The 23,617-nt window shown below is 40.1% G+C and carries 20 protein-coding genes; 19 read left to right on the forward strand and 1 reads right to left on the reverse strand.

The genetic code is table 11. From position 1 onward, the window contains the following. Nucleotides 1-19 precede the first annotated feature (19 nt). The 14 genes from ileS to pyrE all read left to right on the forward strand — a co-directional run bounded on the left by ileS (nt 20) and on the right by pyrE (nt 16,539). Entirely contained in the window at nt 20-2,791 is a 2,772-nt protein-coding gene (gene ileS, locus BTR25_RS01285) for an isoleucine--tRNA ligase (protein WP_075685347.1), read from the forward strand. Nucleotides 2,792-2,929: 138 nt separating this feature from the next. Further along, on the forward strand, nt 2,930-3,229 hold the full coding sequence (locus BTR25_RS01290) for a hypothetical protein (RefSeq protein WP_075685349.1): 300 nt from the start codon (nt 2,930-2,932) through the stop codon (nt 3,227-3,229). 74 nt (nt 3,230-3,303) lie between these two features. Then, nucleotides 3,304-3,795, forward strand: coding sequence for a signal peptidase II (gene lspA / locus BTR25_RS01295; RefSeq protein ID WP_075685351.1), 492 nt, complete (start codon nt 3,304-3,306; stop codon nt 3,793-3,795). Next, nucleotides 3,767-4,672: an RluA family pseudouridine synthase gene (locus BTR25_RS01300; RefSeq protein WP_075685353.1), complete on the forward strand. Its 906-nt coding sequence runs from the start codon at nt 3,767-3,769 to the stop codon at nt 4,670-4,672. Before lspA ends, BTR25_RS01300 begins: the two co-directional genes overlap by 29 nt. Before the next feature lie 188 nt (nt 4,673-4,860). Next, nucleotides 4,861-5,403, forward strand: a complete 543-nt coding sequence (gene pyrR / locus BTR25_RS01305; protein ID WP_075685355.1) for a bifunctional pyr operon transcriptional regulator/uracil phosphoribosyltransferase PyrR — start codon at nt 4,861-4,863, stop codon at nt 5,401-5,403. Nucleotides 5,404-5,563: 160 nt separating this feature from the next. Continuing rightward, complete coding sequence (locus BTR25_RS01310) at nt 5,564-6,874, forward strand: solute carrier family 23 protein (RefSeq protein WP_075685357.1); 1,311 nt, start codon at nt 5,564-5,566, stop codon at nt 6,872-6,874. A 161-nt stretch (nt 6,875-7,035) separates the two neighbouring features. Continuing rightward, the gene (locus BTR25_RS01315; protein ID WP_075685359.1) at nt 7,036-7,980 is read left to right on the forward strand and encodes an aspartate carbamoyltransferase catalytic subunit; all 945 of its coding nucleotides are present in this window, start codon (nt 7,036-7,038) and stop codon (nt 7,978-7,980) included. Then, entirely contained in the window at nt 7,940-9,229 is a 1,290-nt protein-coding gene (locus tag BTR25_RS01320; RefSeq protein ID WP_075685361.1) for a dihydroorotase, read from the forward strand. Before BTR25_RS01315 ends, BTR25_RS01320 begins: the two co-directional genes overlap by 41 nt. Next, nucleotides 9,226-10,332: a carbamoyl phosphate synthase small subunit gene (locus tag BTR25_RS01325; protein ID WP_075685363.1), complete on the forward strand. Its 1,107-nt coding sequence runs from the start codon at nt 9,226-9,228 to the stop codon at nt 10,330-10,332. The genes BTR25_RS01320 and BTR25_RS01325 overlap by 4 nt, the downstream gene beginning before the upstream one ends. Beyond that, on the forward strand, nt 10,311-13,517 hold the full coding sequence (carB, locus tag BTR25_RS01330; RefSeq protein WP_075685365.1) for a carbamoyl-phosphate synthase large subunit: 3,207 nt from the start codon (nt 10,311-10,313) through the stop codon (nt 13,515-13,517). Before BTR25_RS01325 ends, carB begins: the two co-directional genes overlap by 22 nt. Beyond that, entirely contained in the window at nt 13,514-14,287 is a 774-nt protein-coding gene (locus BTR25_RS01335; RefSeq protein WP_075685367.1) for a dihydroorotate dehydrogenase electron transfer subunit, read from the forward strand. The genes carB and BTR25_RS01335 overlap by 4 nt, the downstream gene beginning before the upstream one ends. Beyond that, the gene (locus BTR25_RS01340; RefSeq protein WP_075685369.1) at nt 14,284-15,225 is read left to right on the forward strand and encodes a dihydroorotate dehydrogenase; all 942 of its coding nucleotides are present in this window, start codon (nt 14,284-14,286) and stop codon (nt 15,223-15,225) included. Before BTR25_RS01335 ends, BTR25_RS01340 begins: the two co-directional genes overlap by 4 nt. Next, the gene (gene pyrF, locus BTR25_RS01345) at nt 15,197-15,910 is read left to right on the forward strand and encodes an orotidine-5'-phosphate decarboxylase (protein ID WP_075685371.1); all 714 of its coding nucleotides are present in this window, start codon (nt 15,197-15,199) and stop codon (nt 15,908-15,910) included. Before BTR25_RS01340 ends, pyrF begins: the two co-directional genes overlap by 29 nt. Next, nucleotides 15,907-16,539, forward strand: a complete 633-nt coding sequence (pyrE, locus tag BTR25_RS01350) for an orotate phosphoribosyltransferase (RefSeq protein WP_075685373.1) — start codon at nt 15,907-15,909, stop codon at nt 16,537-16,539. Before pyrF ends, pyrE begins: the two co-directional genes overlap by 4 nt. Before the next feature lie 211 nt (nt 16,540-16,750). Here the strand turns inward: pyrE and BTR25_RS01355 are convergent, their stop codons facing one another. Continuing rightward, complete coding sequence (locus BTR25_RS01355) at nt 16,751-18,463, reverse strand: Rqc2 family fibronectin-binding protein (protein WP_075685375.1); 1,713 nt, start codon at nt 18,461-18,463, stop codon at nt 16,751-16,753. Between the two features lie 192 nt (nt 18,464-18,655). Between BTR25_RS01355 and BTR25_RS01360 the strand changes: the two genes are divergently transcribed. From BTR25_RS01360 to rpoZ, 5 genes are all read left to right on the forward strand, one after another. Next, on the forward strand, nt 18,656-21,334 hold the full coding sequence (locus BTR25_RS01360; protein WP_075685377.1) for a calcium-translocating P-type ATPase, SERCA-type: 2,679 nt from the start codon (nt 18,656-18,658) through the stop codon (nt 21,332-21,334). A 122-nt stretch (nt 21,335-21,456) separates the two neighbouring features. After that, nucleotides 21,457-22,332, forward strand: a complete 876-nt coding sequence (locus BTR25_RS01365; protein ID WP_075685379.1) for a YicC/YloC family endoribonuclease — start codon at nt 21,457-21,459, stop codon at nt 22,330-22,332. Nucleotides 22,333-22,392: 60 nt separating this feature from the next. Further along, the gene (gene remA / locus BTR25_RS01370; RefSeq protein ID WP_075685381.1) at nt 22,393-22,653 is read left to right on the forward strand and encodes an extracellular matrix/biofilm regulator RemA; all 261 of its coding nucleotides are present in this window, start codon (nt 22,393-22,395) and stop codon (nt 22,651-22,653) included. A gap of 11 nt (nt 22,654-22,664) precedes the next feature. Then, nucleotides 22,665-23,282: a guanylate kinase gene (gene gmk / locus BTR25_RS01375; RefSeq protein ID WP_075685383.1), complete on the forward strand. Its 618-nt coding sequence runs from the start codon at nt 22,665-22,667 to the stop codon at nt 23,280-23,282. Beyond that, entirely contained in the window at nt 23,282-23,500 is a 219-nt protein-coding gene (rpoZ, locus tag BTR25_RS01380) for a DNA-directed RNA polymerase subunit omega (protein ID WP_075685385.1), read from the forward strand. Before gmk ends, rpoZ begins: the two co-directional genes overlap by 1 nt. Nucleotides 23,501-23,617 lie beyond the last annotated feature (117 nt).

A 23,617-nucleotide genomic window follows, 5' to 3' on the forward strand; every position in this document is an offset into this window, starting at 1 on the left:
GATTACAGGAGGAATAAAAATGGATTATAAAGATACGTTATTGATGCCGAAAACTGAGTTTCCTATGCGAGGCAACCTTCCGCAACGAGAGCCACAAATTCAGTCAAAATGGGAAGAACTAGAAATTTACAAAAGAGTGCAGGAACGAACTGAAGGGCGTCCAATGTTTATTCTGCATGATGGACCTCCATATGCAAATGGAGATATTCACATGGGGCATGCCTTGAATAAGATTCTAAAAGATTTTATTGTCCGCTATAAATCGATGAGCGGCTTCAATGCACCATATGTACCAGGTTGGGACACACATGGTCTCCCTATTGAGCAGGCTTTAACAAACAAAGGTGTAAAACGAAAAGAGATGACAGTTGCCGAGTTCCGTCAGCTTTGTACAAAGTATGCACTTGAACAAATTGATAACCAGCGCGAGCAATTTAAGCGCCTTGGTGTACGTGGCGATTGGGAAAATCCTTATATTACCCTAAATCCAGAATACGAAGCACAGCAAATTAAAGTATTCGGGGAAATGGCTAAAAAGGGCTATATTTATAAAGGGCTTAAACCGGTTTATTGGTCTCCTTCAAGTGAATCAGCGCTTGCTGAAGCTGAAATTGAGTATCAGGATAAACGCTCACCGTCTATTTATGTAGGATTTAAGGTAAAGGATGGTAAAGGAGTTCTAGACACTGACACACAAATTGTCATCTGGACTACGACTCCTTGGACGATTCCTGCCAATTTGGGGATTTCCGTTCATCCGGAATTATCTTATGTAGTGGTTGAAGTGAACAGTAAAAAGTTCTTAGTAGCAGAAGCTCTGTTAGAAGCAGTCAAGCAGGAAATCGGCTGGGAAAATCCAGCTGTTGTTCAAAAGGTTAAAGGAAGTGAGCTTGAATACATTCTTGCAGCACATCCGCTTTATGAACGTGATTCTCTTGTAATGCTAGGTGAACACGTAACAACCGATGCAGGAACAGGCTGTGTTCACACTGCGCCAGGACACGGGGAAGATGACTTCCATGTAGGACAAAAATATGGTCTAGATGTCTTAAATCCTGTAGATGATAAAGGGATTATGACGAGTGAAGCACCAGGGTTTGAAGGCTTATTTTACGATGAAGCAAACAAGCCAATTTCACAAGCGTTGGAAGAAGCGGGTGCGTTATTAAAGCTTTCCTTTATTACACATTCGTATCCACATGACTGGAGAACGAAAAAACCAGTTATTTTCCGTGCCACTGCACAATGGTTTGCAAGTATTAAAGATTTCAGGAACGAATTGCTTGAAGCTGTAAAGGAAACGAAATGGGTACCGGCATGGGGGGAAACACGTCTCTTTAATATGGTTCGCGATCGCGGGGACTGGTGTATCTCCAGGCAGCGTGTTTGGGGTGTACCAATCCCAGTTTTCTATGCCGAAAATGGAGAAGAAATTATTACAGACGAAACAATCGAGCATGTTTCTAATCTCTTCCGGCAGTTTGGGTCAAACATTTGGTTTGAAAAGGAAACCATGGATTTGCTGCCTGAAGGCTTTACACATCCAGGAAGTCCAAATGGATTATTTACAAAAGAAACCGATATTATGGACGTTTGGTTTGATTCCGGTTCTTCACATCAGGCTGTTCTACTCGAAAGAGACGATTTAGTCCGACCAGCAGATTTATATCTTGAAGGCTCTGACCAGTACCGCGGCTGGTTTAACTCTTCCTTATCTACAGCTGTTGCCGTAACTGGTAAGGCGCCGTATAAAGGGGTTCTAAGCCATGGTTTTGCTCTTGATGGAGAAGGCCGGAAAATGAGTAAGTCAATTGGTAATGTGGTGGTACCTGAAAAAGTTATGAAGCAATTAGGGGCTGACATTTTACGCTTATGGGTTGCATCCGTTGACTATCAAGCAGATGTACGAGTTTCAGATGCAATCTTAAAGCAGGTGGCTGAGGTTTACCGGAAAATTCGTAATACGTTCCGTTTCTTGTTAGGAAATCTAGCTGACTTTAACCCAGATACAAATAAAGTTTCTTATGAAAACCTACGTGAAGTAGATCAATTTATGCTTGTGAAACTGAATAAGTTGATTAAAAATGTAAAAAATGCTTATGAAAATTATGAGTTTGCTGGCATTTATCACGCTGTTAATAATTTCTGTACGCTTGACTTAAGTGCATTCTATCTAGATTTTGCAAAGGATATTCTTTACATTGAAGCAGCTGATCAGCGTGACCGTCGTGCAATTCAAACTGTCCTATATGAATCACTGGTTGCGTTGACAAAATTAGTGACTCCAATTCTCTCACATACAGCAGATGAAGTGTGGAAGTTTATTCCTAATGTTGAAGGTGAAAGTGTTCAATTAACCGACCTTCCAGAATATCAGGATTATTCAAATGCTGACGAACTAGAAGTTAAGTGGACTTCATTTATGAAGCTGCGTGACGATGTCCTAAAAGCATTAGAAGAAGCACGTAATGAAAAGATCATTGGGAAGTCTTTAACTGCTAAAGTAACTTTGTATGTAAATGAAAAAACAAAAAATCTTTTAGATTCGATTGATGAAAATGTTATGCAATTATTCATCGTTTCTGGATTCGAAGTAGCGGGCTTCTACGATCAGGCGCCTGAAAACGCGATTAAATTAGATACTGCTGCCATTGTCATCACAAAAGCAGAAGGTGACACGTGTGAACGCTGCTGGGTTGTGACACCAGAAGTCGGGCAAGATTCAGAGCATCCAACACTCTGCCCACGCTGTGCCGAAGTTGTTAAAGAAAACTACTCTCATCTAGCATAAAATGAGCCCTGTGCAAAGAGCACAGGGCTTAAATTTTTCCACCTCCGTAAATTTATGTAGTTGATGTCAAATGTTTAACCGTGTTAGTTAAACAAGTACGGAAACAATATAACAAAAGAAGAAACGGAGGATACAACGATGAATGCTACCCAAGAAAAGCTGTTTTCGGAACTCCGTCAAACCCAATTAGAGATTATGGAAGCACTGCAATCTAAACAAGAAGATGAATGGATAACGCCAATTTTACAGGATGAATTGGCAGACATTAACTTAGCGATAGAAAAATTTGTGAATGGAAACTTTGGTCATTGCGAAACCACTGGAAAGCCATTACCAGATGATTTATTATGCATGCTACCCACGGTTAAGACTGCAAAGGATACTGAGTTGGTTAATCATTACTACCGGAAACCAATTCACTCGTTTTTTTATATGTAAGATTGTCGTTTCTTTAAAGTTTGTGCTAAAATGCTAAAGAAGTATAGTCTTCGTTAAGATGGAGGTATTTCTTAGTGTTTTATTATTTAATTGCACTTTTTATCATTTTGATTGATCAGGTTACGAAATGGCTAATCGTAACGAAAATGCACCTTGGAGAGAGTATTCCAGTTATTAATGATATTTTGTATATTACCTCTCATCGCAATCGAGGAGCAGCATGGGGTATCCTGCAAGGGCAAATGTGGCTATTTTACGTTATTACAGTCATTGTTATTGTTGCAATCGTTTATTACATTCAAAAAGAAACAAAAAATAAATGGTTGTTAGGGGTTTCTCTTGCTTTTATGCTTGGAGGAGCAATCGGCAATTTTATTGACCGGTTATTTCGCAAGGAAGTAGTTGATTTTATACATTCGTATATTTTTGGCTATAATTTTCCGGTATTTAATATTGCGGATTCAGCTCTAGTCATTGGGGTAGTGTTGCTGATGATTCAAATGCTGCGCGATGAGAAAGAAGCGAAGGAGAAAACTTATGGAGAAAATGGTACACACCATTCTTGAAGAGCAAAAAGGTGATCGAATTGATAAGGTCATTTCTACTTTAGATGAAGAGTGGTCAAGAACACAGGTCCAGCAATGGATAAAAGAAGGCAATATTCTTGTGAATGGCCAGAAAATAAAAACAAATTATAAGTGTAGTTTGAATGATCATATTGAAATTAATATTCCAGACCCGGAAGTACTAGATGTTATCCCGGAAGAGATGGATTTAACGATTTATTTCGAAGATAAGGATGTATTAGTTGTAAATAAACCTAGAGGAATGGTCGTGCACCCAGCACCGGGCCATTTAACAGGAACGCTTGTAAATGGTTTAATGGCTCATTGTAAGGATTTATCAGGAATAAATGGTGTACTACGACCGGGTATTGTACACCGGATTGATAAGGACACATCAGGTCTTTTGATGGTAGCAAAAAATGATATGGCACACGAAAAACTTGTAAATCAATTAGTGGAAAAGACGGTAACAAGAAAGTACCGGGCGATAGTTCATGGTGTTATTCAGCATGAATTCGGAACAATCGATGCACCGCTTGGGAGAGACACAAAAGACCGCCAAAGCATGGCTGTTGTAGACAAGGGCAAGCATGCTGTGACACATTTCCATGTAATTGAAAGGTTCAAGGACTTCACGTATGTAGAATGTCAATTAGAAACAGGAAGAACGCATCAAATCCGTGTTCATATGAAGTATATTGGCTATCCATTAGCTGGTGATCCTAAGTATGGACCCAGAAAAACTTTGGATTTAAATGGACAGGCATTACATGCTGGAGTACTTGGGTTTAAACATCCTCGCACAAATGAATACCTAGAATTTGAAGCACCATTGCCAAGCGAATTTGTTCAGTTACTTGAGCAATTAAGAAAATAACTTACTTGACAGGTGTGGAAATCTAAAGTAAGATAACAACAGTTGAATATGCCTTTAAAACAGTCCTGTGAGGCTGAGAAGGAAACGGTTTGAATTGGGTTCTCTATCTACCCATTTCTTAATGCTGTACGTCTACCTCTCAACCCACAAGGTGAGAGGTTTTTTATTTTGGTAAGGTAGGTGTGAGTATGAGCCAAAAAGCAGTAGTACTTGATGCCCAAGCAATAAACAGGGCTTTGACGAGAATTGCCCATCAGATTATTGAAAAAAATAAAGGGGTTGAAGATTGTATTCTTGTCGGAATTCGGACAAGAGGGATTTTCTTAGCCGAAAGACTTGCAGCAAAAATTGCCGAAATAGAAGGCAGGGCCATTTCAGTTGGGGAACTTGATATTACGCTCTATCGTGACGATTTAACCATGAAGACGGATAATCAGGAACCGCTAGTAAGAGGGACTGATATTCCTGCTGAAATTACGGATAAAAAGGTTGTTCTTATTGATGATGTTCTATATACAGGGAGAACGGTAAGATCAGGATTAGATGCCCTTATGGATATTGGTAGGCCGTCTGTGATTCAATTGGCGGTACTAGTCGATAGAGGCCACCGAGAACTGCCTATCAGAGCAGATTATGTGGGTAAGAATATCCCAACCTCGAGTACAGAGAAAATTGTTGTCCAATTAACAGAAGTCGATCAAATAGATCAAGTTAGTATCTTTGAGAATTAAATAGACCCTTTTAATTTCAGTCCAGAGAGGCTGACAAAGGGGAATTGTCATTAATTGGTTTTAGTGGCATTTCTGTACCCCTTTGTGCCTTATTGGACGAAGGGGTTTTTAATTTTTGAGCATAATAAAGAGAAACCAAATATGGAGGAGAGTATACAGAATGAATAACGAACCCATCCTAGACGTAAAAGACTATCCAAAACCAACTCAATGGCTTACATTAAGTCTCCAACATTTATTTGCCATGTTTGGTGCAACTATACTTGTTCCATATCTTATTGGTTTAGATCCTGCTATTGCACTTATCTCAAGTGGGTTAGGGACACTGGCGTTTTTGTGGATAACGAAATGGCAGGTTCCAGCCTATCTTGGTTCTTCCTTTGCTTTCATCGTACCTGTTAAACTAGCGTACGAAGCAGGAGGCCCTGGAGCAGCTATGATAGGCACCTTTCTTGCAGGTGTGGTTTACGGAATTGTAGCTTTAGTAATAAAAAAAGCTGGTCACCGTTGGATAATGAATTTACTGCCGCCGATTGTTGTAGGCCCTGTGATTATCGTAATAGGATTATCATTATCGGGAACAGCAGTGGATATGGCGATGAACAATCCGCAAGGAGATTATAGCCTAATCCATTTTTCCGCAGCACTGGTGACACTAGCTGCAACGATTGTTTTCTCCATCTATCTGCGGGGAATGCTGAGTATTATCCCAATATTAGCCGGGATTGTTGTAGGGTATCTTTATGCATTAGCAGTAGGGCTGGTTGATTTTCAACCCGTAATGAATGCAAAGTGGTTTCAGATGCCTGAATTTATCATTCCATTTGTCAACTATGAAGTGAAAATTACATTGGACTTAGTTGCCTTAATGGTCCCAGTGGCGATAGTAACCTTGTCTGAGCATATTGGTCATCAGCTAGTATTGAGTAAGGTCGTCGGCCGCGACTATATTAAGAAACCAGGCTTACATCGTTCGATTTTGGGAGACGGAACAGCGACCATGATCTCTGGGTTAATGGGTGGACCGCCAAAGACAACCTACGGTGAGAATATCGGTGTACTAGCAATCACTCGAGTATACAGCGTATATGTAATTGCAGGTGCTGCTGTACTAGCAACCATCTTCGGTTTTATTGGAAAAATAACTGCCTTGATCCAAACGATACCTACTCCTGTAATGGGCGGTGTCTCGATATTATTGTTCGGTATTATTGCTTCATCCGGTTTGAGAATGTTAGTCGATAGTAAAATTGATTTTGGAGATAAGCGTAATCTGGTGATTTCATCCGTCATATTAGTAATTGGAATCGGCGGTGCCTTTATCAAATTCTCAGAGGAATTAGAAATCCACGGTATGGCCTTGGCTGCCATTTGCGGGATTGTACTACACCTGCTTCTGCCGGGCAAAGAACCCATCAAAGACAGTTTGTTTGATGAAACAGACGCTGATACTAATAAGAAAACGGCATAAGATGAAGACCTTTTAAATAAGTCCAGAGAGGCTAAGAAGGGTGTAAAGGCTGAGTTCATAAATTTTCTTAGGATAAATTATGGACATAGTCTTATGTAACTGCACCCTGATCAATCTGATCGGGGTATTTTTTTACCGAAAAATGAGAGGCGGGAAGATGAATGTTACATCACTTATTAACGACCAATGAATTAAAGGTGGAAGAAATTTATCAAATCCTAGCAGATGCTCAAGCTTTTGCAGATGGGATGAGCTGGCGTCCAACTCGGCAGCTATTCGCTGCAAACTTATTCTTTGAAGCAAGTACGAGAACCAAATGCAGTTTTGAAGTTGCCGAAAGAAAATTGGGATTAGGTGTGATCCCGTTTGAAGTACAAACCTCCAGTGTTCAAAAAGGAGAGACACTTTACGATACTGTAAAGACCCTAGAAGCCCTCGGAGTAAATACCATTGTGATTCGCCACCAGCAAGACCGATATTTTGATGAACTAGTAGAAAAAATAAATATCCCTATTATAAACGGAGGCGATGGTTGTGGTCATCACCCGACACAATCATTATTAGACCTATTAACGATTTATCAAGAATTTGGACGTTTTTCAGGACTGAGGATCGCCATTATCGGTGATATCAGGCACAGCAGGGTGGCACGTTCAAATGCAGATGCCTTAACGAGGCTGGGGGCTGATGTCATTTATTCTGGGCCGGAAGAATGGTTTGACCAACATAGCTTAAACACATCAAGATTTATCCCAGTAGAACAGGCAATCAAACAAGCTGATGTGGTCATGTTGCTAAGGGTTCAGCATGAAAGGCACCAAAAAAAGGGAAGCTTTACGGCAGCTGAGTATCATAGACAATTTGGCCTTACATTAGAACGAGAAAAGCAAATGAAACCCCATAGTATTATCATGCATCCAGCGCCTGTCAATCGAAATGTTGAAATTGCAGATAGTTTAGTAGAATGCGAACGTTCGAGAATCTTTAAGCAAATGGAAAATGGAGTATATGTAAGAATGGCAGTATTAAAAAGAGCTCTCCAAATCCTTGAAGGAGGAAAAATAAATGAAAATACTTATTCAGAACTCAAACTACATAGCATCTAATGGAGAAATGACGCAGGCAGATATTTTAATAGAAAAAGGGATTGTTGTAAAAATTGATAAGAAGATCGAAGTAAACCCAGATTATAAAATTATTGATGCCGCTGGGCTTCTAACGGCTCCAGGATTTATCGACCTGCATGTGCATCTTCGAGAGCCAGGTGGAGAAAAGAAAGAAACAATCAGGACAGGAACACTCGCTGCTGCAAAAGGTGGTTTCACAACGGTTGCAGCTATGCCAAATACGAGACCAGTCCCGGATTCTAAAGAACAAATGGAATGGCTGCAAAAGAGGATCCAAGATACAGCAGCAATACGTGTATTACCATATGCTTCTATCACGATTAGAGAGCTAGGCCAAGAACTGACAAACTTTGAGAGCTTAAAAGAGGCGGGAGCATTCGCGTTTACTGATGACGGTGTCGGGGTACAGTCCGCTAACATGATGCTTGACGCGATGAGGAAAGCAAGCAAACTAGATATGCCGATTGTCGCCCACTGTGAGGAAAATTCCCTAATCAATAAGGGCAGTGTACATCAAGGTACATTTGCTGAAAGGCATGGCTTAAATGGAATTCCATCAGTTTGTGAATCTGTCCAGATTGCCAGAGATGTTTTACTAGCAGAAGCTGCAGACTGTCATTACCATGTCTGTCATATCAGTACGAAGGAATCAGTTAGAATCGTTCGAGATGCCAAACGAGCAGGAATTAAAGTCACTGCTGAAGTGACACCGCATCACTTACTATTATCACAGGACGACATAACAAGTATGGATGCAAATTTTAAAATGAATCCTCCACTAAGGGATGCCGAGGACCGTGAAGCATTAATGGAAGGGCTTCTCGATGGAACGATAGATTTTATCGCAACTGACCATGCACCGCATACGGAAGAAGAAAAAAGCGAAGGCATGCTTTTAGCGCCTTTCGGAATTGTTGGATTAGAAACGGCTTTCCCACTTTTATATACAAATTTGGTCTTAAAAGATGTTATTTCGCTTGAACAATTAATTAGTCTTTTAACGAAGAAACCAGCAGATGCCTTTAAATTGCCATATGGGACAATTGAAGAGGGTGCGTGCGCAGATATAGTTATACTCGATTTAAAAGCAGATAAAGAAATTAATCCCGAAGAATTTTTATCTAAAGGGAAAAACACCCCTTTCACAGGATGGAATTGTAAAGGCTGGCCAGTACTGACTATCGCTAGCGGACAAATAGTTTGGGAAAAAGGAAGTGTTACAGCATGAAAGCACAGCTAATTTTGGAAGATGGAACAATTTTTATTGGTGAAGGCTTTGGCAGTCATAATGATGCAATTGGCGAGGTTGTATTTAACACGGGCATGACAGGTTATCAGGAAATTTTATCAGATCCATCCTACTGTGGACAAATTGTGATGTTGACATATCCTTTAATCGGCAATTATGGTATAAATCGAGATGATTTTGAATCAATTATTCCCGCAGTAAAAGGCTTCATTGTAAAAGAGGTTTGTGAATTTCCTTCTAATTGGAGAAGTGAATTTACAATCGACGAATATTTTAAAATGAAAAAAATCCCAGGAATTGCTGGAATTGATACTCGGAAATTAACGAGAATTATTCGCCAACATGGAACCTTAAAAGGGGCTATTTGTAGTATTGAAAATGATGCAAATGAAGTATTAAGCAAATTACGGCAAACGAGACTGCCAATCGATCAGGTTAGGAGAGTATCGACGAAGAATGCTTATCCAAGCCCAGGCAGAGGAAAAAGGATTGTCCTTGTTGACTTTGGAATGAAGCATGGTATTTTACGTGAATTGAATAACCGAGGCTGTGACGTTGTGGTCGTTCCATATCACACAACTGCGGATGAAATTCTTCAATTGCGACCGGATGGTATTATGCTGTCAAATGGTCCTGGAGACCCAAAGGATGTTCCAGAAGGAATACAGATGATTAAAGATGTACTTGGTCTGGTACCGCTTTTTGGGATTTGTTTAGGACATCAGTTGTTTGCTCTTGCCTGCGGAGCAGATACCGGTAAAATGAAATTCGGCCATCGGGGTTCTAACCACCCTGTTAAAGAGGAAGCAACAGGCAAGGTCTCAATTACAGCACAGAACCATGGCTATACGGTTGATCGAAATTCAATCCAAATTACTAGACTACAAGTTACACATACTGCCTTAAATGATGGAACGATTGAGGGATTAAGGCATCTTGATTTCCCTGCCTTCACCGTTCAATATCACCCTGAAGCCTCACCAGGGCCAGAAGACGCAAGCAACTTATTCAATCAATTTCTTGAGATGATTGAAACACAAAAACAGGGGGTAGCCACAACATGCCAAAACGTACTGATATAAACTCCATTTTAGTGATCGGCTCAGGTCCTATCGTCATTGGTCAAGCCGCAGAATTTGACTATGCAGGCACACAGGCCTGTATCGCACTCAGAGAAGAGGGCTATCGTGTCATCCTGGTTAATTCAAATCCAGCAACCATCATGACTGATACAGAGATGGCAGATGCGGTCTATATTGAGCCATTAACATTAGAATTTGTCAGTAGAATCATTCGCAAGGAGCGGCCGGATGCATTGCTTGCGACATTAGGCGGACAAACGGGCCTCAATTTAGCAGTTGAATTAGCGAATTCTGGTGTACTTGCTGAGTGTGAGGTTGAAATACTCGGCACTAAGCTCACGGCAATTGAACAAGCTGAGGATCGTGAATTATTCCGTAATCTAATGAATGAATTAGGCGAACCAGTCCCAGATAGTGACATCATCCATAATTTCAAAGAAGCACAAATCTTCGTTGAAAGAGTGGGATATCCAGTCATTGTCCGTCCTGCATACACACTAGGAGGCACCGGTGGAGGAATATGTAAAAACGCTGAAGAACTTGAAGAAATCGTTACAAGCGGCCTAAAAAACAGTCCTGTTCATCAATGCTTACTTGAGAAAAGTATTGCCGGTTTTAAGGAAATAGAATATGAGGTTATGCGTGATGCCAATGATAATGCCATTGTCGTTTGTAATATGGAAAATATCGACCCAGTAGGTGTACATACTGGCGATTCGATAGTAGTAGCACCAAGTCAGACACTAAGTGATCGGGAATATCAGTTGCTTCGAAATGTGTCACTAAGAATTATTCGAGCTTTGAAAATCGAAGGAGGCTGTAACGTTCAACTAGCATTAGACCCTGATAGTTTTAATTATTATATTATCGAGGTAAACCCGAGGGTAAGCCGTTCGTCTGCACTTGCATCAAAGGCAACAGGCTATCCGATTGCTAAGCTTGCAGCGAAAATTGCCGTCGGTTTAACACTTGATGAGATGCTTAATCCTGTGACAGGAAAAACATATGCTGCTTATGAACCTGCACTAGACTATATTGTAACCAAAATTCCTAGATGGCCGTTTGATAAATTTGAATCAGGTAATCGGTCGCTTGGAACCCAAATGAAAGCAACTGGTGAAGTAATGGCAATCGGCAGGACTTTCGAGGAATCCTTACTAAAAGCAATCAGATCGCTTGAAGCAAATGTATACCACTTTGAATTAACGGGTGCTGAGGGCATCGATAATGACTTGCTAGAGAAACGAATTCGGAAAGCTGGAGATGAGCGTCTCTTCTATATTGCTGAAGCGCTTAAGCGCGGAGTAACGATGGAAACCATCCACGATTGGAGTAAAATAGATAAATTTTTCCTAAAGAAAATGGAAGGTATCATAGACTTAGAAGGAAAACTAAAGCTGCATCCATTTAATGCTGAAGTGTTAAAGGAAGCAAAGCAAAAAGGCTTTTCTGATAAAAAGATTGCAGAACTATGGAGTAGTACGGAGAATGACCTTTACAATTACCGGTTGGAGCTTGGTATTATTCCTGTCTATAAAATGGTAGACACTTGTGCATCCGAGTTTGAATCTGAAACACCGTATTACTATGGAACATACGAGGAAGAAAATGAATCAGTTGTTAGCGGTAAGGAAAGCGTCATTGTCCTAGGTTCTGGTCCGATAAGGATCGGCCAGGGAATTGAGTTTGACTACGCTACAGTTCATTCTGTAACGGCTATTAAAGAAGCAGGCTATGAAGCTATTATTATTAATAACAATCCAGAGACTGTCTCAACTGATTTCAGTATTTCCGATAAGCTTTATTTTGAGCCGCTTACAATTGAGGATGTCATGCATATTGTTAACTTAGAAAATCCAATCGGTGTAGTCGTTCAATTTGGGGGGCAAACAGCGATAAACATGGCAGCAAAACTGGCTGAAAAGGGTGTAAAGATTTTAGGAACAAGTCTAGAGGACTTAGACCGAGCAGAAGACAGGGATAAATTTGAGCATGCTCTTAAGGTACTTAATATTCCAATGCCGCTTGGCAAGACAGCCTTATCAGTAGAAGAAGCACTTTTAATTGCAAAGAGAGTCGGCTTTCCAGTCTTGATTCGTCCTTCCTATGTTCTTGGCGGCAGAGCGATGGAAATTGTCTATCACGAAGAAGAATTGATTCGCTACATGGAAAATGCAGTTAAAGTAAATCCAAAACACCCAGTTCTGATTGACCGCTACTTGACGGGAAAAGAAATTGAAGTAGATGCAATATCAGACGGAAAAGATGTCCTAATACCAGGAATAATGGAACATATCGAACGGGCAGGGGTTCACTCTGGTGATTCAATTGCCGTTTATCCACCTCAAACCTTATCTGAAGAAATAAAGCTAAAACTTGTAGAGTATACAGAGAAATTAGCAATTGGGCTAAATATTGTTGGTTTATTAAACATTCAATATGTTGTTTCGGAAAATCAAGTATTCGTTTTGGAAGTAAATCCACGTTCAAGCCGTACTGTTCCATTTTTAAGTAAAATTACAAACGTACCAATGGCAAAAATTGCGACAAAGGCATTATTAGGAATTTCACTCAAGAGTCAAGGATATAAAGCAGGATTATTGCCTGAAAAAGAGGGCGTCTTTGTAAAAGTACCAGTATTCTCGTTTGCGAAATTGAGAAGTGTTGATATCACGCTTGGACCTGAAATGAAATCGACAGGTGAAGTAATGGGGAAGGACCACACGCTTGAAAAAGCTCTATATAAAGGGCTAATTGCCTCAGGCATGAAGATTCAAAGGTTTGGAACAGTACTGTTTACTGTAGCAGATAAAGATAAGCAGGAAGCCCTAAAGCTCGCAAAACGTTTTGCAGCTAATGGGTACCGTTTAATGGCAACAAGCGGAACAGCTTCCGTACTAGAAGCAGCCGGCCTTCAAGTTAAGGTAGTCGGTAAAATCGGTTCAGAGGGTACAACATTATTAGATGTTATTCATCAGGGAGAAGCACAGTTCATTATAAATACACTGACGAAAGGGAAACAGCCAGAAAGGGATGGCTTCCGTATCCGTCGTGAGGCAGTTGAAAATGGTATTCCATGTTTAACCTCATTAGATACTGCAGATGCGATTCTAAAGGTAATTGAGTCAATGAATTTCTCAGCTGAATCAATGGTATCAGAAACCAAGGAGGCAGTACTTGTATGATTAAAAAAGACTTATCTAGGATTGTGTCCCAAAGGGAAATTGCTGAAGATATATATGAGCTTACGGTAAAAAGCAAGTTGGTTGATGAAATGATGACGCCCGGACAATTTGTCCATATCCGGGTGTCTAATGCGCCTGTTCCGCTGTTAAGAAGACCGATCAGCATCTCTTCTATTGACAAGGAAGACAGTCAATTTACGATGATATACCGCAAGGAAGGTCAAGGAACTTCCTTGCTTTCAGAATTGAAGTCTGGTCAGGAAATTGATATTCTAGGTCCTCTTGGTAACGGCTTTCCTGTTGATGAATTGCAGGCTGGTGAAACAGCCTTGCTTGTTGGAGGAGGAATCGGTGTTCCTCCACTTTATGAGCTGTCGAAGCAGCTGATGGCAAAAGGAGTAAGGGTTCTTCACGTTCTCGGGTTTCAGTCTCAATCAGCAGCCTTTTATGAAGAAGAGTTTAGCCATAACGGCGAGACGTATATAGCAACTGTTGATGGGAGCTACGGAAAAAAGGGCTTTGTTACAGATATTATGAAAGATTTACAGTTTGATTGTATCTATACCTGTGGTCCAACTCCCATGCTTAGAGCAATTGAAAAAGACTACGCTAATCAAAAGATGTTTTTATCGTTAGAGGAAAGAATGGGTTGTGGAATTGGAGCATGCTTTGCATGTGTATGTAAAACGGCAAGCGATCCGAACGGTGTAAGCTACCGCAAAGTTTGCAGCGATGGGCCAGTCTTTCGCGGCGGGGAGGTATTAATATGAGTCGCTTACGTGTTAATTTGCCAGGTTTAACATTAAAAAACCCAATCATGCCAGCATCAGGCTGCTTCGGATTTGGTAAGGAATATAGCCAGTTTTACGACTTAAGTAAACTTGGGGCCATTATGATTAAGGCAACAACAGTTGAACCAAGATTTGGAAATCCTACCCCGCGAGTTGCAGAAACAACGGCGGGTATGTTAAATGCAATAGGACTTCAAAATCCCGGATTAGAGAAGGTAGTGTCGGAAGAATTACCGTGGCTATCACAGTATGATGTACCGATTATTGCAAATGTTGCTGGTTCGCTCGTAGAGGACTATGTTGAAGTTGCTGGTAAAATATCTAAGGCACCGAATGTTCAGGCACTAGAATTAAATATTTCCTGTCCGAATGTAAAAACAGGAGGAATTGCATTTGGGACTATTCCGGAAGTAGCAAAGCAATTAACGAAGAAGGTAAAGGAAGTATCAGAAGTTCCGGTATATGTAAAACTTTCTCCCAATGTTACCAACATTGTTGAAATGGCTAAAGCAGTTGAGGACGGTGGAGCGGATGGTCTGACAATGATTAATACACTTGTTGGGATGAGGCTCGATTTAAAAACAGGGAAGCCCATTTTATCGAACCGTACAGGCGGATTATCTGGCCCTGCCATTAAACCTGTTGCGATTCGAATGATTTATGAAGTAAGTCAAGCTGTCAATATTCCGATTATCGGAATGGGCGGTATTCAGTCTGCAGAGGATGTTATAGAATTCTTTTATGCAGGTGCAAGTGCTGTCGCTGTTGGAACAGCCAATTTTGTTGATCCGTTTGTCTGCCCGACAATTATTGATGAATTACCAATACTGCTTGATCAATTAGGGTATGATCATATTAGTGAGTGCAAAGGAAGGAGCTGGAAAGAGCATGAACAATTCGCTTATCATCGCGCTTGATTTTGCAACTGCTCATGAGGCAGGGCAATTTCTTGAACCGTTTAAGGGACAAGAGCTTTTTGTAAAAGTAGGAATGGAATTGTTTTACCAAGAAGGTCCCTCCATTATTCATATGTTAAAAGATTCAGGTCATCGTATTTTTCTGGATTTAAAGCTTCATGATATCCCTAACACCGTAAAAAGTGCGATGAAGGGACTTGCAAAACTAAATTGTGACCTCGTAAATGTCCATGCCGCCGGTGGCAAAGAGATGATGCAGGCCGCTTTAGATGGTTTAGAGGCGGGAACACCTGGAGGCATGAAACGCCCTTACTGTATCGCTGTTACTCAATTAACGAGTACATCTAAAGAGCAAATGAACAGAGAACAACTGATACCCGTTTCTCTTGAAGAATCTGTCTTGCATTATAGCTCATTAACGAAAGAAGCAGGCTTAGATGGTGTTGTTTGCTCCGCATGGGAAGCTGCTTCTATAAAAAACAAGCTTGGTGAATTTTTAACCGTTACACCAGGTATTCGGATGGAAAACGATCAAATAGGGGACCAAAAGCGCATTGCTACACCAGAATTTGCAAGGAACGAAGGAGTTAGTGCCATTGTGGTGGGACGTTCCATCACAAGAGCTACTGACCCAGTCAAAAGCTATCACCAATGGCTAAATGCATGGAAAGGGGTCCACCAATGAAGTATTCAATTGCAGAGAAACTATTAAACATCAATGCTGTTGCATTAAAGCCAAAAGAACCTTTTACTTGGGCTTCCGGGTTACGTTCTCCGATTTATTGCGACAATCGCTTAACTTTATCTTATCCTGAAGTTCGAAGAGAAATTGCTTCAGGACTTAAAGGTCTCATTTTAGACCATTTTCCTGAGGCAGAGGTGATTGCAGGAACCGCCACAGCAGGAATTCCCCACGCTGCCTGGGTAAGTGAATTGATGGATTTGCCGATGTGTTATGTCCGTTCAAAGCCGAAAGGCCATGGAAAAGGGAATCAAATTGAAGGAAAAGTGGATGAGGGACAAAAAGTAGTTGTTGTAGAGGATTTAATTTCTACAGGAGGCAGTGTCATTACTGCAGTACAGGCTTTAAGAGAAGCGGGCTGCGAAGTGATAGGTGTGGTTTCAATTTTTACATACGGTCTTGAAAAGGGGAAAGAATTACTAGATCAAGCTGAAATTAGCAGCTATTCCTTAACTGACTTCCCTGCTCTAGTGGAGACAGCCATTTCTAAAGGGGATATTAGTGTAGATGACCAAGAGAGTTTATTCTCTTGGAGTATGAACCCAACGGAATGGAGTAAGAGATTTAAGTAGGACGGTAGGTTATAGGGGATCGCATACAGTTTTGTTGATATCGGCTAATAATTTGTTGATATCGGCTAATAATTTGTTGATATCAGCTAATAATTTGTTGATATCAGCTGAAAATTTGTTGATATCGTCCTTCCATTTGTTGATATCGCCATAAAATTTGTTGATACCCCTGTTAGAACATAAAAAGCCCCGGTACAACCGGGGCTTTTCGTTAACTTTTCTTTAATTTAAGGACCAATTCCTCATCAGGAGTGACATAAACTGTCTGCTGATGATCGTAAATAACGAATCCAGGTTTAGCACCATTAGGTTTTTTAACATGTCGGACCTTGGTAAAGTCCACAGGAACCGAACTTGAGTTTCGAGCCTTACTAAAATAGGCTGCTAATGCGGCAGCTTCACGGATTGTATCATCAGAAGGTTCCTTACTTCGAATCAAAACATGCGAACCAGGAATATCCTTTGTATGAAGCCAAATTTCATCTCTGGCAGCGAGCTTATTCGTTAAATAATCATTTTGTTTATTGTTTTTACCAACAATAATCGCCGTTCCATCTGAAGCTTCGAAGTGGTCAAAGACTGGCTTAAGATTGTTAGTCTTTTTAGCATTCCGTTTTTGACGCTCACGGATATAGCCGCCTTCTACTAACTCATCACGAATTTCTTGCAGGTCTTTTGGTGATGCCGCCTGTACCTGCTGTTGTAAGTTTTCGAAGTAAGTAACTTCCACATATGCATTTGCAATTTGCTCGACAACAATGGAAGCCGCATTCTTAGCTTTTTGATACTTAGAAAAGTATTTTTGTGCATTTTCAGAAGGAGATTTTCGCGGGTCTAAAGTAATAACTACCGATCCGCCAGCTTCATCATAATAATTAATTACCTCGATTTCCTTCATCCCTTTTTTTGCTGCATAAAGGTTTGCGGTTAATAGTTCTCCATAGCGCTGATATTGATCAGCCTTTTCAGATTCCTTCAAGGTATGCTGCAGTTTAGCAATTTTCTTTTCATTTTTTTCCTTTTCATTGATGATAAACCGCTCAATATCATTGCCTTGTTGTTTAACTCGGTCACGTTCTGCCTTGCCAAAATAAAACCGATCGAGCATTTCACTCAAGCTAGAGAAGCTTTTTATTTCTGCCTTTAAATGCTCAAGAGGAAATAAGTAGAAGGATTCCTTATTACCTGTGATCATGATCGAGGGGGTCAAATCATTTCTGTCAATCGTATTAATTAGTGAAATAAATGAATTTGGCACCGTTGTCCGATTAGCAAGTCCACTTTTAAAAATGACTTCTTTAGCAAATAACGGTGATATTCCTGCAAATTGTTCCACTAGCTGCCGATCAAGCTTTCCTGCATTAAAATCAATTGCTCTCAGAACATCTTCTTCCCCAGAAGTAAAAGGATTTTGTTTATTCTGCTCTGGCGGGAAAACGTACGGTTGTCCCGGCATAATTGCTCGGTGTGTATTAACCGCAAACGAAATATGCTTAATGCTATCAAGAATTATATTCCTCGTTTTATCGACTAACACAATATTGCTATGGCGGCCCATTACTTCAATGATCAATTGTTTATAACTGATATCACCAATTTCATTCCGCCCTTTAATTTCAAGAATGATCATTCGATCATTATTAACCTGATAGATATCCTCCAAAATATAACCTTCCATATGCTTTCTAAGCAGCATACAGAACATAGGTGGTTCGCTTGGGTTATCGTATGCTTCTTTCGTCAGTTGCACACGAGCATAACTAGGGTGTGCCGATAATAGGAGCTTTTGGTTTACTCCATTTGCACGGATTGTTAAGATGACTTCATTTTTGTACGGCTGTTGTACCTTATTAATCCTTCCGCCTTTTAATGAGCACGAAAGCTCATTTACCATTGCTTTTGTAAATAAACCATCAAATGACATGGAAAACATCCTTTACTTGAATCATATTCATCCTTAAGTATATCCCAGAGTGATGATTTATGTCGCATTTAATTGTTTCATTTTAACATAGCATTTTTTGGGACGAGGCTGAATAAGATTTCTTAAGGACAGAAAGCCGAAGCTTGGCCTAGAGTATGTCTTTTATAATTAAGGAGGAAGTGAGATGGTCGGATGAAATTCCATGAAATGGAGATAAAACAGGTAGAAAAGGTCTTAGATACCGACTTTTCGTCTGGATTATCACCAGAAACGGTTATGAAACGAATTGAACAGCACGGTTATAATGAATTGGACGAAGGAGAAAAGCAATCAGCTTTACTCTTATTTTTTAGTCAATTTAAAGATTTTATGGTTCTTGTACTGCTTGCGGCAACATTAATATCGGGTCTATTAGGCGAATATATTGATGCCATCGCCATCATTGCCATTGTTATTATTAATGGTTTTCTTGGCTTTTTTCAAGAAAGAAAGGCAGAGAAATCTTTACAGGCATTAAAGGAACTATCAGCACCACAGGTTTCAGTATTGAGGGGAGAACAATGGATTAAAATCCCTTCAAAAGAAATTGTCCCTGGGGATATTATTAAGTTTATGAATGGTGACCGAATAGGTGCCGATGTTCGGGTAATTGAGTCAAGAAGTTTGGAAATAGAAGAGTCAGCCCTAACCGGTGAATCTGTCCCGGTTTCTAAACATACAGATTGTCTAAATACAGCTAATCCTGGTATTGGTGATATGGAAAATATTGCCTTCATGGGCACGATGGTAACAAGAGGCAGTGGTGTTGGCGTTGTCATTGCTACCGGGATGAAAACAACTATGGGACAAATTGCCGATTTACTACAAAAGGCCCAAACCCAAGAGACTCCCCTGCAACGTCGATTAGAACAGCTTGGAAAGATCCTAATCACAGTAGCCTTACTATTAACAGTTCTTGTGGTGGTAGTAGGGGTATTGCAGGGCCATGATCTATATACCATGTTCTTAGCCGGGGTATCGCTGGCAGTTGCAGCGATTCCTGAAGGTCTGCCTGCAATTGTGACCGTTGCATTATCGCTGGGTGTACAGAAAATGATTAAGAAAAATGCAATCGTACGTAAACTTCCAGCAGTAGAAACACTTGGCTGTGCGTCGGTTATTTGTTCGGACAAGACAGGAACAATGACACAAAACAAAATGACTGTTACTCATTTGTGGAGTGGTGGAAACACATGGACAGTAGAAGGTGTGGGATACCAGCCAACTGGTGCATTCTATCGAAATGACCAAGTAGTGCAGCCTAGGGAAGAGAAGGCACTACAGCAAATGTTAATTTTCGGAATGATTTGTAACCACTCTGATGTAGTAGCGAAAGATGATGATTATATCCTGGATGGTGACCCGACTGAAGGTGCCTTGCTAGTAAGTGCAATGAAAGCAGGTCTAAACCGGCCAAATCTTTTAGATGAATTTACTATTATTAGAGAATTCCCATTTGATTCAACGAGAAAAATGATGAGTATGCACGTGAAAGATAAGCATGGCAGACATTTTATTGTGACCAAGGGTGCGCCTGATGTTATTTTAGGTAAAAGTGAGTCAATCCTATGGGACGGTAAAACACAATACTTAGGGAAAGAAGTCCAAAATAAAGTACAGGATGTTATAAACGGACTAGCTTCGAAGGCTCTAAGAACGATTGCCATTGCCTTTAAACCGGTTCAATCTAATACAATCATTTTGAGTGAACAAGAAGCAGAAGCAAAACTAACCTTTATTGGTGTGCAAGGAATGATCGACCCACCTAGACCAGAAGTAAAGGATGCTGTAAAAGAGTGTAAAGATGCTGGTATTAAAACAGTAATGATTACCGGTGACCATGTCATTACGGCAAAAGCAATAGCAGCCCAGCTTGGAATCCTCACTAAAAAGAGTAAGGTGCTAGATGGTAATGCGCTATCAGCTATGACCGTTGATGAGCTTGAAGAAGTGGTTGAAGATGTGTCCGTTTTTGCCAGGGTATCACCAGAGCATAAATTGAAAATTGTAAAAGCTCTTCAAAATAAAGGTCATATTGTCGCTATGACAGGTGATGGAGTAAATGATGCACCAGCCATAAAGGCTGCAGATATCGGAGTGGCGATGGGGATTTCTGGAACAGATGTGGCCAAAGAGGCATCATCACTTGTGCTCTTGGATGATAACTTTGCGACCATTAAAGCCGCTATTAAAGAAGGCAGAAATATTTATGAAAATATCCGGAAATTTGTAAGATACTTATTAGCATCAAATGTAGGGGAGATTTTGGTTATGCTGTTTGCGATGCTTCTAGCTCTTCCGCTCCCTTTAGTACCTATTCAAATTCTTTGGGTCAATCTTGTAACTGATGGGCTGCCAGCAATGGCACTAGGGCTTGACCGCCCAGAAGAAGATGTGATGAAAAGAAAACCGCGTAGTCCTAACGAAGGTGTATTCGCCAGAGGGTTAGGCTGGAAGGTTGTCTCTAGAGGATTCCTCATTGGGGTAGTGACCTTAATTGCATTTATGGTGGTTTATGACAAGACTGCGGACAATTTACAATATGCACAAACAATTGCATTTGCCACGTTAGTTATGGCACAGCTGATCCATGTATTTGATTGCCGAAGTGAAAAATCAGTATTGTCGAGAAATCCCTTCGGAAATCCATATCTTGTATGGGCGGTTATATCATCACTTGTCTTGATGCTAGTTGTCATCTACTATCCACCATTGCAGCCTATTTTCCATACCCTTCCAGTGCTTGCGAAGGATTGGCTTTTAATTATTGGACTTTCCTCTATACCAACTTTTTTATTGGCTGGATCATTTTTATTAAGAAAAACGAAATAAAGTATGTTATAATCCAAAAGGTAATAGAGTATGGACTCTATTACCTTTTGTAATTCACGATTATATAACTCTTTAACATAACTAAGTGGCCGATCACTAACAGTAGATTGGATGTGCAAAAGATGGTTATCAGTATGACCGGTTTTGGCAGAAGTAAAGTACAATCTCAAGCCTTTTCTGTTAATGTGGAAGTAAAAACAGTCAATCATCGTTTTTGTGAGATCAATATTCGCATGCCAAGACAGCTTTTAATGCTTGAAGATAAAATGAAGAAAAAAATAACACAGCATCTTCGTCGTGGAAGAGTAGAAGTTTTTGTAACAATAGAAGGCGATGCAGCTATTACCCGAAAAGTCCAGGTCGATTGGAAGCTATTAGAAGAATACTTTCATTTTCTTAATCAGGCCCGTGAGAAGTTTCATCTTGAGGGACAGGTTACTCTTCAGGATTTGCTTAATCGTAGTGAACTCATACATATTATAGAAGATGAAGCCGGAAATGTAGAACTAGAGAATTTAGTACTTACAGCAATAGAAGAGGCAGCTCTTCAACTAAAACAAATGCGGACTGATGAAGGAAAAGAATTAAAAAAAGACTTACTTACCTCTTTGAAGCAATTAGAGATAACAATTACAGAATTGCAGCAATATGCTCCGTTAGTCGTTCGTGCCTATAAAGAACGATTAGGAAAGAGAATCCAGGAATTCGTAGAAGGCCAGCTAGATGAAACGAGAATGCTGACAGAAGTGGCTGTATTTGCTGATAAGGTAGATATAAACGAAGAAATTACAAGACTGAATAGTCATATTCAGCAATTTAAAAAAACCTTAAATGTACTGGATCCAATTGGAAGAAAACTTGATTTCATTGTTCAAGAGATGAATAGAGAAGCAAACACAATTGGCTCAAAAGCTAATGACTCGAGTATTGCTGAAAAAGTAGTAGATATCAAAAGTTTGATTGAAAAACTAAAAGAACAAGTACAGAATATCGAATAACTCTGTTTAGAACTTGACTTTCACGGTCAAAATATATTATTAATGATTGGATGATTACATGTGATTAAGTTAATAAATATTGGATTTGGAAATATCGTGTCGGCCAATCGAATTATTTCAATTGTTAGCCCTGAATCTGCGCCAATAAAAAGGATTATCCAGGATGCCCGTGACCGGGGATCGTTGATTGACGCTACATATGGAAGACGTACGCGTGCTGTAATAGTAATGGATAGTGATCATGTTATTTTATCCGCTGTACAGCCAGAAACGGTTGCCCATCGACTAGCGGACCGTGATGAAATTATTGATGAAGGGTAGGATCTTTTAGAATGCAGGAAAAAGGATTACTTATTGTATTATCTGGCCCATCCGGAGTTGGAAAAGGAACAGTTAGGAAAGAAATCTTCTCTGATCCAGACACAGCCTTTGAATACTCTATCTCGATGACAACTCGGGCACCTCGTCCAGGAGAAGTGGATGGAATTGATTATTTTTTTAAGTCTAGGGAAGAGTTTGAAGAGTTAATTCATCAAGGCAAGCTGTTGGAATATGCAGAGTTTGTCGGTAATTATTATGGGACTCCTGTTGACTATGTCCGTAAAACCTTGGATGCGGGTAAAGATGTGTTCCTAGAAATTGAAGTAAAAGGTGCACGCCAGGTACGTGAAAAGTTTCCAGAGGGATTGTTTATTTTTCTTATGCCTCCGAGCCTAACCGAATTGAAAAACCGAATAGTGACGAGAGGGACAGAGACAGAAGAATTAATTAATAATCGGATGTTATCTGCTCGTGAAGAAATTGAAATGATGGAATTATACGATTATGTTGTGGAAAATGATCAGGTTCAATTCGCGTGTAATCGTGTCAAATCGATTGTGATTGCAGAACATTGCCGCAGAGAACGTGTAGAACATCGTTACAAAAAATTGTTGGAGGTCGAATTATAATGTTATATCCTTCTATTGACTCTTTACTTAATAAAATTGATTCAAAGTATTCACTTGTTTCCGTGGCAGCAAAGCGTGCACGTGCCATGTCCCAAGTAAGAGACGAAAGATTACCAAAGTATGTTTCTTATAAGTATGTCGGGAAGGCACTTGAGGAAATTTACAGTGGAGAGCTTACCTACCGGATTGCAAAGAAAGATGAAACATCAACTGAATAATAACCATTAGCGTAACCATGTATGCTAAGGATAGAAGGTCTGACAGCAATTAATTGTCAGTCCTTTTTATTTTCTAGTCCCAGATAGGGAAATTTGTAGAATTCAGATGAAAAAGGT

Source organism: Bacillus sp. MRMR6, from assembly GCF_001940785.1.
Classification (GTDB): Bacteria; Bacillota; Bacilli; order Bacillales; family Cytobacillaceae; genus Neobacillus.

Coding starts and splice junctions, on each gene's coding strand:
- rpoZ (WP_075685385.1), top strand. CDS start 23,282: ATGTTATATCCTTCTATTGACTCTTTACTTAATAAAATTGATTCAAAG.
- pyrF (WP_075685371.1), top strand. CDS start 15,197: ATGAACAATTCGCTTATCATCGCGCTTGATTTTGCAACTGCTCATGAG.
- BTR25_RS01315 (WP_075685359.1), top strand. CDS start 7,036: ATGTTACATCACTTATTAACGACCAATGAATTAAAGGTGGAAGAAATT.
- BTR25_RS01290 (WP_075685349.1), top strand. CDS start 2,930: ATGAATGCTACCCAAGAAAAGCTGTTTTCGGAACTCCGTCAAACCCAA.
- BTR25_RS01320 (WP_075685361.1), top strand. CDS start 7,940: ATGAAAATACTTATTCAGAACTCAAACTACATAGCATCTAATGGAGAA.
- gmk (WP_075685383.1), top strand. CDS start 22,665: ATGCAGGAAAAAGGATTACTTATTGTATTATCTGGCCCATCCGGAGTT.
- BTR25_RS01340 (WP_075685369.1), top strand. CDS start 14,284: ATGAGTCGCTTACGTGTTAATTTGCCAGGTTTAACATTAAAAAACCCA.
- pyrE (WP_075685373.1), top strand. CDS start 15,907: ATGAAGTATTCAATTGCAGAGAAACTATTAAACATCAATGCTGTTGCA.
- BTR25_RS01355 (WP_075685375.1), bottom strand. CDS start 18,463: ATGTCATTTGATGGTTTATTTACAAAAGCAATGGTAAATGAGCTTTCG.
- BTR25_RS01335 (WP_075685367.1), top strand. CDS start 13,514: ATGATTAAAAAAGACTTATCTAGGATTGTGTCCCAAAGGGAAATTGCT.
- BTR25_RS01300 (WP_075685353.1), top strand. CDS start 3,767: ATGGAGAAAATGGTACACACCATTCTTGAAGAGCAAAAAGGTGATCGA.
- pyrR (WP_075685355.1), top strand. CDS start 4,861: ATGAGCCAAAAAGCAGTAGTACTTGATGCCCAAGCAATAAACAGGGCT.
- BTR25_RS01325 (WP_075685363.1), top strand. CDS start 9,226: ATGAAAGCACAGCTAATTTTGGAAGATGGAACAATTTTTATTGGTGAA.
- BTR25_RS01360 (WP_075685377.1), top strand. CDS start 18,656: ATGAAATTCCATGAAATGGAGATAAAACAGGTAGAAAAGGTCTTAGAT.
- BTR25_RS01365 (WP_075685379.1), top strand. CDS start 21,457: ATGGTTATCAGTATGACCGGTTTTGGCAGAAGTAAAGTACAATCTCAA.
- carB (WP_075685365.1), top strand. CDS start 10,311: ATGCCAAAACGTACTGATATAAACTCCATTTTAGTGATCGGCTCAGGT.
- BTR25_RS01310 (WP_075685357.1), top strand. CDS start 5,564: ATGAATAACGAACCCATCCTAGACGTAAAAGACTATCCAAAACCAACT.
- ileS (WP_075685347.1), top strand. CDS start 20: ATGGATTATAAAGATACGTTATTGATGCCGAAAACTGAGTTTCCTATG.